Below are 13160 nucleotides of genomic sequence, written 5' to 3' on the forward strand. Positions count from 1 at the left end.
CCAATAAAGTCCTTACTTAACTGAATAAGCTGTTCTGCAAATATGTTTGAAACCGCATGAACTGCATGTTTCAAATGAAACGGAAGATGGCTTTGTAAAATCTCGGGTTTTCACCATTTCTGCAAACTTTTCAGCCTCTCTGATAAATGCATCGATTGAAGATTGAAAATCTTCCCGTGTTCTTTCAGAGCCGGCACGCGTAACTGGAACAACCTCATTATCGTTTACAACCTTATTTATTTTTTGCTGCACAAAACTTAAAAACCATGCATGTTCTATAGTTTCAAAATTTTCTTTTTTTGTATCCCGTCTTAATTTGGATTCTGCTAAAAAGATATACATGGGTATTTGAAAATCGGTTAATTCTATATCTTCCGTATTTGAATTTTTTTTACCATATGAAGAGTATGCCGGCATATTATTTGTTTTATAATCTATAATTATACCGCTCCTTTCATCTTGGGGAAAAGAAGCCCTGTCAATTTTTCCCCGATACAAAATACCCTCATTTTCTATTTCAATCCATTCTTCTACCCATTTGGGAGCATAGCCGTCCAAAAGAGAAGCATCGCTTTTTAAAACAAAGTTAACGGCTTCCAAAACCCTTCTTTTTAAGGATTGAATAAAGGGCTTCGCCAAAGCACCTCTAAAGTCCATGGATTTTTCTGCAATATCATCAAATATTAAAGAGGCTCTTTCAACATACTTATCCAAATTTGCAGAATTAAAAATCTTATCCGTTGAACCTATTTCTTTATAAAGGGCTTCTAAAACATTGTGAGAAAGGTTGCCGATATTTCTCGCATCAAAAATACCTGCATCGTAATTTTCCGAAAAAACGGAAAGCACTTTTTCTAAAAACCATAAAACAGGACACTCGGTAAAAATTTTTAAATCGGTTTGACTTAATTTAAGAGCTCCGTCCTTAAATAAATTTTCTTCGATAAAGGAATTTAATTCTTCACTAATTTTATCATACGGAGTTTTTAAATAAGAAAAATATTTTTTTGTTTTTAATGCCGAAAAAGCAAGGGCCGCATTTTTTTGAATTTTATATACCGCTGAATTCTTTTTCAATTCATTTTTTGTATCGAAGGTATAATCGAGTAAAAAAGAATCGTAGGGTTTTAATTCTTTTATTTTTTTATTTATCCTTTCGGTATTTTTAATTTCTTCCTCTTCAGAAATTTCAAAAAGATTATTTATAATTAAATACGAATTAAAATTGTGAGGACTAAAACTAAAAACGGTATTGGGCGATGCGGTATAAGCTTCAAAAAAATGAGCGGATGCATCGGTTTCATAAACACCTAAGGCTTCCCTTTTATCCTTTCGCAAAAACGAAAGTTTATTGTAAATAATGTTTGTATGCTCTTGACTGCAATTTAAAATAAAATGATGAGCAAAAGGCGTTGCCGCTGCAACCCTGTAAGGGAATATACTTACGGCAAGACCTGTATTTTGCGGAACATAGATAGCCTTATCCAATTCCGAAATAAAAAACTTAAACCTATCGGACGGCATGTAGGCTTCAAACTTATCTTCCAAATATAAAAGTTCTTGAAGACAAGAAATACAGCGGCCTAAGATTGCATTATCTTTTTCGGAAAAACGAGTTTCATCTATCAAATCTTTTCTAAACAAAAAGTAATTTTTTTGTAAATCGTTAAATGTTTTAGATTGACAAATTCTATTTACGGCATAATAAAAACTATAAAACCAATCCCTTGCTTTTTTCTTTTGTTCAAGCTCGGCTTCGTCTTTTTCATAGTTTATTTTAAAAGATTCAATCCAAATATTTTTATAAATCCTATCTTCTTTATTTTCTTTCCATGATACGGCACAATTATTTTTTACGCCGTAATCTATTAAGGCTTCAGCACCTGCCGCATCCTGCCACGGAATATGTTTATTTAAAACTATGGGCTTCATAAATTCAAAGGCAAAATTATTTTGTACGCAATCATAAATAAGAGAAAAAAGTTTACCCGCCTGTTCAAGTCCTAATTTAAACCCTGAACGGAATTCTGCCGGCACACCTCTAAGATAAAATTCTCTTTTTATATAAGCTGCATAGTTTTCAATATCGGGTACACTTACGGCAATCTCATCCGCACTCACCCCCTCACCGAGAAGTTTTTCAATTTGTAAGACAGTATTTTTTAACTCGCTCCTGGAATTTTTATAAACATCAATCGAATTTTCTTTTTGATTGAATTTAGGACATGGAACATAGATAATATCTTTCTGTAAATCTAAAAGTTCTGCATGTTCGGCAAAATCTTCCATCAATTCGGGGTAAATAATAATATATTTTTTTTGATATGAATAAAATTCGGAAGAAACCCAAGAAGGCTCAAACAAAGAATTCTTTTTTAAAAAATCGGCATACTCATTTTTTAAAAGAATATAGTCCTTCATTTCGTCATCTTCCAAAAAATCCGCCCCCTTATCGGCATAGCGTTTTTCAAAGTGATCAAGCTGAGGCAAAACCCCTGCAATCCATTCTGAAAATACGGTACCGGTTTCGGCATAGCTTTCAGGAATAAGAGACTTAAACAAAGGTGTCCCGTCTTTTGCTTTTTCGGAATTAACGCGGCTTATGTATTGGGAAAAAATTCTCCGCACCGTATTTGATACAGGACTTAAAGACGAGGCTTTCGAAACAAGGCAAGATTCCTTAAAGCCGTCCCATGACATATAATTTTCCGAAGGAACGGTTCCCAATCCGGTAATACCAAGAGATTTTTGAAACCACAGCCTTGAAGCAATCCTCGAAGGAAATACAAAAACATTTTTTAAATCCCTGCCATAGGTCTTTATTGTTTGTTCTATTAAGTTCATATCGCATACGATTATATCATAAAACATCAAATTTATTAAGGGCTTATTTTTCTCTAAATTAAGAATATTTTAATTAAGAATTTTTATGCTCTTTTCAAAAAGTAAAATTTATTGTACTATTACAAAATGAAAGTAATTATAGTAGGCGGCGGTGTTACCGGAACCGAATTAGCCCGCAGGCTTATAAGAAAAAAACATGATGTTGTTTTAATAGAAAGAGATGAAGAAACGGCACGCCATGCAGCAAACAGACTTGACTGTATGGTTGTACAAGCTGCAGGAAACGATACACAGATCCTATTGGATGCAGGAATAAAAAAAGCCGATGCCATGATAGCCGTAACCGATTCGGATGAACTCAATATGATAATCTGCGGCATTGCTGAAAGTCTCGCCCCTGAAGTTATAAAAATAGCCAGAGTACGCAATGAAGATTATGTAAAGGCTCTAAACTTTTCAGAAGAAAGAACCCTAGGTATCAATGCTCTCGTTTACCCCGACGAAGAAGCAGCCCTTGCAGTTATACAAGCGATTGAACACGGAGCTGTCAGCGATATCCTATCTTTTGAAAATTCAAGTTACGAGCTTACACGCTTTAATGTTTGCGAAAAAAGCACTCTGGACGGCCTTGCCGTGTTCGATATCAGAAAATATGTAGACATACCTTTCATTGTTGTAAGCGTGGAGCAAAACGGAAAAAATAAGATCCCATCAGGAGATACTATTTTAACGGCAGGAACTAGAGTTTCGATTTTAACAAAGCCGGAGCATATAAAAAAATTCTATGAGCTGTCAGGCTTTGGAACTCAAGAATTTAAAAAAATTGCCTTAGTCGGAATGGGACGCATAGGAAAAAGCGTTGCAGAATACCTGCTTAAAAACTCAAAAGGCAAGTCCTTTCTTTCAAAACTTTTACCGGCAAACTTAAATCAAAAATGGAAAATCTCCATTATAGAAACTAATGATAAAAAAGCGAAGGAAGTAGCAGCCGAATTCCCCGAAGCCTCGATCTATAAGGCTGATGTTACAGACGAATCCTTTGTAGACGAAATAGGGCTTGACTCATTCGACTTAGTAATATGCACAACACCGAACTATGAATTTAATATGATTGCCTGTGCCTACCTAAAAACTCTTGGCGTTTATAAAACCATATCCCTCGTTCAAAGCGCCGTACTTGAAAATGTTGCATATAAGATAGGTGTCGATGTTGCAGTGTCTTTTAAGGATGTAGTTGTAGACTCTATTATGAGTCATCTTGTAAGCGAAAATGTAACAAGCGTTCATACAATGGGTGACGGGAAACTTGAAATAATAGAATTGCAAGTATCCGAAAAAAGCCCTGTTCTCGGACAAAAACTAAAAGATATATCTCAACATGGAGTATATCTTGTTCTTCTTGTTACAGATAAAGACGGCGAACAGATTCCTACCGGCGATACAGAAGTCGAAGCCGGAGATAAGATTGTCTTTATAGTAAAATCTTCGCGAAGCGATGAAATTATAAAAATGTTCGGAGGCAATTAAATTTCAAATGAAAGCACTCCAATATATCCGAATTATTTTTATGATTCTAGCAATAATTTCCATAAGCTTTATAATTCCGATTGGAACAGCCATTTATGAAAATGAAGCTTATTTGATTCCGTCTTTTTTAATCCCTACAGCCTTTATCTTTGCAATTGCAGCAGTTTTTTTCTTTTTTTTGAGAAACAAAAAAGTAAGACTTTCGATTTCGGGCGGTATAATATTGGTTGCAACAGCATGGATATCTGCCGGCATTCTGGGAGCACTGCCTCTTTTTATTTCAGGCGTAATACCCAACTTCGCAGATGCCCTCTTTGAATCGGTATCGGGTTTTACAACAACGGGAGCAACAATTCTTACTAACGTCGAAGCCTGCCCAATGACAATGCACGTATGGCGCACCCAGATGCACTGGCTTGGAGGCATGGGAATAGTAGCCCTAACCGTTGCCCTCTTTCCGCTATTAGGTGTCGGCGGTTTTCACCTGATCAAAAGTGAAACAACCGGCCCCGACAAGGGAAAGGTAACGGCAAAAATAACCCACACGGCAAAGGCTCTTTGGTTTATCTATCTTGGAATGACCATAGTGCAGATAATCCTTTTGATGCTCGCAGGTCTTCCATTTCTTGAAGCCCTCTGCCACACCTTCGCATCTTTGGGTACTGGAGGTTTTTCAACAAGAAATGCAAGCGTCGGTGCCTTCAACTCCCCGGCCGTCGAAATCATTTGCGCCGTCTTTATGATCTTAGCCGGTGTAAACTTCAGCCTTTATTTTCACCTGTTTACAGGCCATCCGGAAGAGTTTTTCCATAACTCGGAACTAAAAGCCTATCTTAAAATAGTATTTATATCAACCGTTTTAATTGCCGTTTCTGTCTATCCTATTTACGGCCTCGGAGGGGGATTCAGGCAAAGCTTTTTTCAAGTTGCCTCAGTAATAACTACAACCGGCTTTTCAACGGCCGACTATAACGCATGGCCCGAATTCGCAAAAATGGTTCTGTTTTTTTTGATGTTTGTCGGAGGCTGCTCAGGTTCAACGGCAGGAAGTATAAAGGTTATCCGCTGGCTCATCCTGCAAAAACAAGCAGGAATGGAAGCAAAAAGGCTTTTAAGTCCCCACGGCGTTTTCGGTATTCAGCTTAATAACAGGCCGGGGAGAAAGGACATAGTATACAGCGTTGCAGGCTTTATGTTTTGTTACTTTCTTTTAACCCTTATTACAGCCCTGGTTGCAGCCGCAGACGGAGCTGACCTATTAAGCGGATTTACGGCTTCTCTAGCCCTTATAGGCAACATTGGCCCGGGATTCGGCAGGGTAGGCCCTGCGGGTAACTTTGCATTTTTTTCATCGCCTGTGAAGATCTTCTTTTCTTTTGTAATGTTGGCAGGCCGCTTGGAGTTGTACACAATGATAATCTATTTTATGCCGGCCTTTTGGAAAAGATAAGACTCTAACAACTTATTTCCGGATATCGGCTGCTTAGTAAATAGCGATTATGTTCGGAGTCCGCCAAACTGAATTATATTTTGTAAGACCGTAAAATTCTTCCCAGCCGTTATAAAAGGCGTAACTTCGCTCTTTTGATACCATTGTACTGTTAGATGCCATCGGCGGCTGAATATTTTCACCTCGTGAAAATGCAACCCTAAAAGCATCTAAGTTACCGAAATACCAACTCTCGCTTTGGGGCACACCCATATCGAAGGGAACTGATTTTGCTAAACCTAGATCTACAGGTATCCACCCGAAGCCCTCCAGATAAAACTCCGCCCACCAGTGAAGATAAGCCTTTTGAGAAACATCAGTTATAATACCGGCAATCGGTTGGGCAGGTACACCTACAGCTCTTGCAAGGGCTGCAAACAAAATAGCTATATCGTAGGTATCGGCCTTTTTTTCTATCAAAGCATTTACAGGCGAAGCCCCGGAATTCAATATTGAAGCCGGAATTATTTCGACATTTCTTAATAAATAATTATATATACGTCTTGCCCTATTATAAGGGTTTCTTTCATTTTGGACAATTTCTGCTGCCGTTCTTTGAATGACGGGATCATTAGAAGGTATAAGCTCAGTGGCAATAGCATAGTTATCATAGATAGCCTTGTTTTGGCGGGAATTAACTCTTACATTAACTGGATTAATCCTTGTATTTACCTCATAGGTATTTACGCCATACTCTTGCCTTATGTGAATTTTTGTAGAGGAATTTATATTTTCATATTGATGAATGGCAGCTCCCTGATAATCGGCAACAAAGGGTGCAGGTAAAATAGACAGGACTTTAACATCCCTCTGCGAATAGGATTGAACCGGCAGAGGAACCTTTATAAAAAGAGAATTTTTTTCGGCAGCCTCTACATTCGAAATATCAACCTCGGCTGCAATTGCAAAATTCTTTTTATTGGAATAAGTTTTTGTCCCTATCTTATTTTTTACTCTAAAGGGAACAGAGTTGCTGGCTCCGGAAGAGGTTACAACCAAAAGCATTCCCGAATCCGCCCCATCCGGAACCCTTACATGAAGCTCTTCATTTGACCAAAGCACAAAATCATAATCATAGTCCGAGCATCGGGCTGCTTCTATATCTTCTTTTTTTTCAACTTGTTCAATCATTGAAGAATTAAAATCGGAGACAAACAAAACTTGAGAGCTACCCCTTGTTTCTCCAAAATTTTCACCTGAAATTTTTATAATGCTGCCTACCTCAGCAAAATCCTTATCTAAAGCAAGGATTGAAGGAATTCCGCCCGAATAGGTCTTATCTTTTATTAAAGGAATTGATGAAACTGAAGCCATAAATGAAGGCAAAGATTTTTTATTTTGTACAACAACATATACTATTCCGCCGCTTTGATATTCAGGATATTTAAAAATAATTTTTTTATCGGTCCAAACAGTGCAATTTTCCGCTTGAATAATGGCATCTCCTATTTCAATCCATGAGGAGTCTCCTTCGTTTCCAAAGTACTCGCCATCTATTACAATTTCATCTCCTGCTTGCGCAATGGGAGGCTTGATTTCTTTTATCAAAGGATATTTAGCAGTCAAGGACGTTAAATATAAAATAAAGGCTGCAAGACCGCAGAAAATAAGAAGGAATACAAAAAACCTAAAAATAAAAAATTTTCTAAATAAATAAGTAAATCTATTGCCCATTGTTTACAGAGGTAAGATTTGTGATTTTTTGAGTGCTTAAAAATAAAACCTGAGGCTTTATTTCTTGTTTTAATATATCAAATTCTTCCTTATTTGAAGAAGGCAGATATAAATTTACATATTGACGTAGATTTATTCCCCTCTTTTTTCCTTCAAAAACTAAAGAATTTTCGTTTACCCCCAAAACATTTGAAACATTTAACTTGAATTTATTTACCGGTTTTAAATCATTACCTAGTTTAAAATCACTAACGATGGGGTCAATAGACTTAAACTCTCCTTCAGCAACAGAGTCTGATGGAGCTAAGGTTTTTTGGGTACTGAGCATAATAATCGGTGTCAGCACAAAAAGAAACAAAGCAGCCGCAGCTAAGGCCGGAACAGGAATCCTATTGGATTTATAAAACCAGCTTGTCGGCTTGTTCTTGTTGAGCTCCATTCTTTTTAAGCAATCCTGCCTTTTGGCATAAAGCTTAAGGAAAGAACCTTCAAGATCCAGTTCACAAAACGAATTTTCAGATAGTTTTAGACTTATTTTTTTATATGAGTCAACAACTATACTGCATTTTTCACAAGAAGCCAGGTGAGCTTCTATTTTTTCTTTCCAAGGGGACTGTAGTTCTCCATCAACATAAGCTGAATATAAATCTTTATCAGGGCATGTAGACATCGCTTTCTCCTATATGTTTCGCTAATTGCTCTCGGGCTCTAAACACCCGGACCTTCACGTTACCTTCACTTATTCCAAGAATACTCCCTATCTCCTTATAGTTCAAACTGCCGTACTCTTTTAGCTGCAAAACAGCCCTCAGGTTTTTAGGCAATTTTTCGAGAGCTGCTTGAACCGAATTTATAGATTCTTGCTTCAAGACTATCTCTTCTCCAGTATCGACTTTGCGAGTATCTTCCTTTAACGCTTTAGCATAAGCCTTTCGCTCCCGACCGCACCTTTTTACATGATTAAGAGATGCGTTCCTTGTAACCCTAATGAGCCAGTATTTCGCATCATCCATAGATGGAAACTCCATCTTTTTTTCGGTCATTTTTATCAAAGAATCATGGCATATATCCTCTGCTATGTCCCCTTCTCTGACTATATTGTAAGCTACTTTATAAATAACAGGCATGAGGGCCTCGTACATTGACCTAAAATCTTCATCTGATGTTGCCCTCAAACAACCTTTCTCCTTAAACATTCCGAACTCCAAGACGTTACAGTTTTATAAAAAAAACATGTAACTTATAATTTTTTCCACGTTGTTTTACCTGCCTGATCTTCAAGGATAATACCCATGCCCTTTAGTTTATCCCGAATTTCATCAGCTAGTTTATAATTTTTGTCAAGTTTTGCCGAAGCTCTCTCTTCAATAAGTTTAATAATTTCGGACTCATTTATCTCAAGAGAATGTTTATGGTCAAGGATGTTAAATGCTTCTTCAATCAGTTTGATACCCAAAATTGAATCCATAACGGCGAGAGCTGTTAAAACATCCCTTTGCGGAATATTCTTTTCCTTTATCAAAAGCTGTAGTTCCGATAGAGCTTTCGGTGTGGATAAGTCATCTTCCATGGCGGCCGTAAAATCATCAAAATAGCCGCATACTACCTGATTTTTAATCTTCTCCTTTGCAGTTTTAAGATCAACGGATTCCGTCAAAGCGATAAAATCCTTAACTTCTGCTTCGGATAAACCTTCCATCAGTTTAGAAACCCTCATATTCAAGTTTTTTCTGCCGTTTTTTGCCGTTTCCATAGCTTCCCAAGAAAAGGTAAGCTGGCTTCGGTAGTGCCCTCCCAAAAGCAAGAAACGGTAGTCAAGTGGTGAAAAACCCTTATTGATAACATCTTCCAAAATGATAAAGGAACCGGCAGACTTAGACATCTTACCCTTATTCATAACAAGGAATTCGTTATGCAGCCAGTAATTTACCCATTTTTTACCCGTAGCTCCTTCGGATTGAGCTATTTCGTTGGTATGATGTACCCTTATATGATCTATACCGCCCTTGTGGATATCGATTTGTTCGCCTAAGTACTTCATACTCATGGCAGAGCATTCGATATGCCAGCCGGGATAGCCTCTTCCCCAGGGTGAATCCCAAACAAGGGCTTGATTTTCAAACTTGCTCTTTGTAAACCAAAGAACAAAGTCATGGGGGTTGCGTTTATTTTTATCTATTTCGATACGGGCTCCGGCCTTAAGATCTTCAAGGTTTATATTTGCCAGTTCACCGTACTTCGGAAAGGTAGAAATATCGTAGTAGAGGTTCCCTCCGGCCATGTAGGTGTGCCCGTTTGCTTCTATTCTTTTTATAAGCTCTATCATTTCGTTTATATGCTCGGTAGCCTTGCAGACAATACCCGGCCTTTCGATATTAAGCCTTTCGGTATCGTTAAAAAAGGCCTTGGTATAGAATTCTGCAATTTCAAGAACCGATTTACCGCGCTCTTCTGCGGACTTTACCATCTTATCTTCACCCGAATCTTCATCATCTGTCAGATGCCCGACATCGGTTATATTCATAACATGGGTAACATCATAACCTAAAAATCTTAAAGTCTTAACAAGGATGTCTTGAAAAACATAGGTACGTAAGTTTCCTATATGTGCGTAGTCATAAACTGTAGGACCGCAGCCGTAAACACCGGCCTTTCCCTCATGAATGGGAACGAATTCTTCTTTTTTATTACCCAGGGTATTATATAATTTTAAACTCATGCCTTGTCTCCTTCCATATCCCTTGCTATTCAAATACATAATAAAGTATACTAACATTTATATGGATAATCTATTTAGTATACTTCATAATACCCCTTTATTTCAAGAGGGAACTATAGAATTCGATAAACCTACAGCAGAGCTGACATCATACAAGATTGGAGGACCTGCAGAAGCTATTTTTTACCCCCTAACCGAGGAAAATTTAAAAGAAGCTCTTATTTTTTTTAGAAAAAATAAGATTCCGGCCTCTTTGATAGGAGGCGGAGCGAATATTCTTGTCTCGGATAAGGGTTTTAAGGGCGTTTTAATAAGTCTAAAAAATTTAAACAAAATAGAAATTATAAGTGAATCCGAAGGAGAGGTCTTTATAAAAGCTGGAGCCGGAGTTTTGATTGATGACCTTACAAAATGGGCTGTTGAACACTCTCTTTCAGGTCTGGAGTGCTTCGGAGGGCTTCCCGGATCTGTAGGCGGAGCCGTATTTATGAATGCCCGCTGTTATGACGTTTCAATTTCGGATAGATTAAAGTCTGTAAAATATATCTTAACCGGTGATGAAAAGGCCGAATTTGCAGAATATGAATACAAGGCTTCGGATTGGGACTATAAACTTTCACCGTTTCAGCAATATCCTATAAGCACAGAAATTAAAAAAAATAGGAAGATAGTGCTTTCCGCAGCGCTTACCTTGAATCATGGAATAAAAGAAGAAATTGCCGCAAAAACCGAGGCAAAAATTCAAGACAGAATTTCAAAGGGACATTTTAAGGCTCCATCTGCAGGAAGCACATTTAAAAATAACAGAGCTTTCGGACAGCCCAGCGGCAAGCTGATAGAGGATGCAGGCTTAAAAGGCCTTTGTGAAGGAGGAGCTCAGGTAGCTCCATGGCATGGAAATTTTGTGATTAACAAGGACGGAGCCTCCGCTTCAGACGTAAAAGCTTTAATCGAAAAAATACAAAAATCGGTTAAAGATAAAACAGGCTTTTTACTTGAACCTGAAGTTATTTTTGCAGGAGACTGGATTTAGAGTTTTTAGACTTTACCGCAATAAACCGTAAATAATCGTAAATAATCGTAAATTTTTCTTTAATTTTACATAAAAATACATAAAATTCTTTTAAATTCGCTTGACTTCTTTTTTTCTTTAAGGTATATTAGATATATCAAGAGCAGATAAAAGACTGCCAACATATTTAAGGAGAAAAATATGAAAACATTATTAAAGCTTATTAAGTCGAACAAAAAAAACGGAATCCCTCAAAGATCTGAAATACTAACACCCCAAGACAAAGTCCACGAACAGGCCCTTGTTTGGAAGGCTCACGTAGGAAGCAATTACTTTACAATCTAATTTTGTAAACATTGTTTAGGCTATAAAATCTTTAGGTAAAGATTTATCCATAAAACTAAAGACCCGCGAAAGCGGGTCTTTTTTTGTCTTTTGCCTGTCATAATAATTTCTATAATATATCTAAATCTGAAGAAGTTTCTTGTAATAAAAATTGTTCCAGACCTATATATAAAATCCCTGTATTATCATGCCTTGGAACAATCTTATCTTTTACAACAATTATCTTCTTAAATGAATCTCCTATTTTTTTTAAAGATGCTGTTTCCTGCTCTTTTTTTTCCTCATCTGCCACAGATAATGCCGATTGAATATAGTATCTTATATGTCCCTTATTTACGACAAAATCAACTTCCAGCTGTATTTTTTTTCTAGATCCATCCTTATTCACTTCATGCTCTACCACTCCTACATCAACATTATAACCTCTTCTCCTCAAATCATTATATATAATGTTTTCCATAATGTGAGTTTCTTCCACTTGCCTAAAATTTAATCTGGCATTTCTAAGGCCTACATCGGCAAAATAATACTTGACCGGTGTGCTAAAATATCGTGCTCCCTTAACATCATAACGCTTTGCACAATACAATACATAAGCCTCCTCAAAATATGCAAGATATTTAGAAATTGTTAAAGAAGAAATCTTTATCCTTTTTTCGGATAAGAATCTTTTTGCTAATTTATTCGGGTTAGTTAAAGATCCGATGGCAGATGATACAAAGTCCAACAAGGTTTCAAAAATTTCTTTTTCATTTTGAATCTTATGTCTTTCAAGAATATCTTTTAAGTATGTTTCATAAAACAAATCCTTTAAATATTTACTTTTTTCTTCATCGCTCTCCAAAGAAAAAATATAGGGCATACCTCCATAAATAGCATAATCTTGAAAAGCCTGTACTTTATCTTCATACAAATCGTATATTTCAGAAAAAGATAAGGGATTTACATGGATTTCATCACCTCGATCCCTAAATTGTGTCAGAATATCACCAGATAGCATTTTTGAATTACTGCCCGTCACATAAATATCTAAATTTTCAATTTTCATTAAACCAAGAAGTACATCAACAAAGGTAATATTGTTTTCAGAATTTTCAATGTAAGGGTTTTTTACAGTTTCTGATAATTGAATTTCGTCAATAAATATATAGTATTTTTTGTTTTTATTCTTAGCCTTATCTTTTATATATTCATTCAACTTAAATGGGTTTCTATATTCTATATTTTCAATCTCATCTAAGGCGATTGAGATAGTCTGATTTTCTTTTATGCCTTGCGATAACAAATATTCTCGGTATAACTTAAATAGCAAATAAGATTTTCCACAGCGCCTAATACCCGTAATTATTTTAACGCGGCCATTGTCTTTTTTACGGATCAGCTGTTCTAGATAATAATCTCTTTTAATCATCACATGCACCTCAGTCGAAAAATTTAGGTGTATTTCCACCTTTTTTTTCGTATATATAATAACATGGATTGCGTTTTTTTACAATACAGTCTGCACCCTATACTAAATAAGAATTTATGTGTAAAATATAAGAACTGCA

General features: G+C 36.6%; 10 protein-coding genes. 4 read left to right on the forward strand and 6 right to left on the reverse strand.

Annotated features, from left to right (window positions below):
• Positions 1-12: 12 nt before the first annotated feature.
• A complete protein-coding gene (locus E4O04_RS00490; protein WP_253708950.1) occupies positions 13-2844 on the reverse strand; it encodes a PD-(D/E)XK nuclease family protein in 2832 nt (943 codons plus the stop codon).
• A 126-nt stretch (positions 2845-2970) separates the two neighbouring features.
• Between E4O04_RS00490 and trkA the strand changes: the two genes are divergently transcribed.
• Positions 2971-4371, forward strand: coding sequence for a Trk system potassium transporter TrkA (trkA, locus tag E4O04_RS00495; protein WP_253708953.1), 1401 nt, complete (start codon positions 2971-2973; stop codon positions 4369-4371).
• 7 nt (positions 4372-4378) lie between these two features.
• The gene (locus tag E4O04_RS00500) at positions 4379-5821 is read left to right on the forward strand and encodes a TrkH family potassium uptake protein (protein WP_253686459.1); all 1443 of its coding nucleotides are present in this window, start codon (positions 4379-4381) and stop codon (positions 5819-5821) included.
• Between the two features lie 33 nt (positions 5822-5854).
• Here E4O04_RS00500 and E4O04_RS00505 read toward each other — a convergent pair whose 3' ends face one another.
• Genes E4O04_RS00505 through E4O04_RS00520 form a run of 4 tightly spaced genes read right to left on the reverse strand, consistent with a single transcriptional unit; the run spans position 5855 to position 10253 of the window.
• A complete protein-coding gene (locus tag E4O04_RS00505) occupies positions 5855-7534 on the reverse strand; it encodes a transglutaminase domain-containing protein (protein ID WP_371921931.1) in 1680 nt (559 codons plus the stop codon).
• A complete protein-coding gene (locus tag E4O04_RS00510) occupies positions 7524-8204 on the reverse strand; it encodes an anti-sigma factor family protein (protein ID WP_253686455.1) in 681 nt (226 codons plus the stop codon). Before E4O04_RS00510 ends, E4O04_RS00505 begins: the two co-directional genes overlap by 11 nt.
• Positions 8188-8730, reverse strand: coding sequence for an RNA polymerase sigma factor (locus E4O04_RS00515; RefSeq protein ID WP_253686453.1), 543 nt, complete (start codon positions 8728-8730; stop codon positions 8188-8190). Before E4O04_RS00515 ends, E4O04_RS00510 begins: the two co-directional genes overlap by 17 nt.
• A gap of 44 nt (positions 8731-8774) precedes the next feature.
• A complete protein-coding gene (locus E4O04_RS00520) occupies positions 8775-10253 on the reverse strand; it encodes a cysteine--tRNA ligase (protein WP_253686451.1) in 1479 nt (492 codons plus the stop codon).
• 61 nt (positions 10254-10314) lie between these two features.
• On the opposite strand from E4O04_RS00520, the gene murB reads away from it, so the two are divergent.
• Both murB and E4O04_RS00530 read left to right on the forward strand, forming a co-directional pair.
• On the forward strand, positions 10315-11286 hold the full coding sequence (murB, locus tag E4O04_RS00525; protein WP_253686449.1) for a UDP-N-acetylmuramate dehydrogenase: 972 nt from the start codon (positions 10315-10317) through the stop codon (positions 11284-11286).
• A gap of 180 nt (positions 11287-11466) precedes the next feature.
• Positions 11467-11610 (forward strand): hypothetical protein, encoded by a 144-nt coding sequence (locus E4O04_RS00530; RefSeq protein WP_253686447.1) that lies wholly within the window; start codon positions 11467-11469, stop codon positions 11608-11610.
• Positions 11611-11719: 109 nt separating this feature from the next.
• On the opposite strand, the gene E4O04_RS00535 is transcribed toward E4O04_RS00530, so the two are convergent.
• A complete protein-coding gene (locus E4O04_RS00535; protein WP_305879947.1) occupies positions 11720-13024 on the reverse strand; it encodes an ATP-binding protein in 1305 nt (434 codons plus the stop codon).
• Positions 13025-13160: the final 136 nt, after the last annotated feature.

It is taken from the genome of Treponema sp. OMZ 799 (assembly GCF_024181365.1).
Classification (GTDB): Bacteria; Spirochaetota; Spirochaetia; order Treponematales; family Treponemataceae; genus Treponema_B.

Excerpts from the sequence above, each read along its gene's own strand:
- E4O04_RS00490 (WP_253708950.1), bottom strand. The coding sequence starts at position 2,844 with ATGAACTTAATAGAACAAACAATAAAGACCTATGGCAGGGATTTAAAA.
- trkA (WP_253708953.1), top strand. The coding sequence starts at position 2,971 with ATGAAAGTAATTATAGTAGGCGGCGGTGTTACCGGAACCGAATTAGCC.
- E4O04_RS00500 (WP_253686459.1), top strand. The coding sequence starts at position 4,379 with ATGAAAGCACTCCAATATATCCGAATTATTTTTATGATTCTAGCAATA.
- E4O04_RS00505 (WP_371921931.1), bottom strand. The coding sequence starts at position 7,534 with ATGGGCAATAGATTTACTTATTTATTTAGAAAATTTTTTATTTTTAGG.
- E4O04_RS00510 (WP_253686455.1), bottom strand. The coding sequence starts at position 8,204 with ATGTCTACATGCCCTGATAAAGATTTATATTCAGCTTATGTTGATGGA.
- E4O04_RS00515 (WP_253686453.1), bottom strand. The coding sequence starts at position 8,730 with ATGTTTAAGGAGAAAGGTTGTTTGAGGGCAACATCAGATGAAGATTTT.
- E4O04_RS00520 (WP_253686451.1), bottom strand. The coding sequence starts at position 10,253 with ATGAGTTTAAAATTATATAATACCCTGGGTAATAAAAAAGAAGAATTC.
- murB (WP_253686449.1), top strand. The coding sequence starts at position 10,315 with ATGGATAATCTATTTAGTATACTTCATAATACCCCTTTATTTCAAGAG.
- E4O04_RS00530 (WP_253686447.1), top strand. The coding sequence starts at position 11,467 with ATGAAAACATTATTAAAGCTTATTAAGTCGAACAAAAAAAACGGAATC.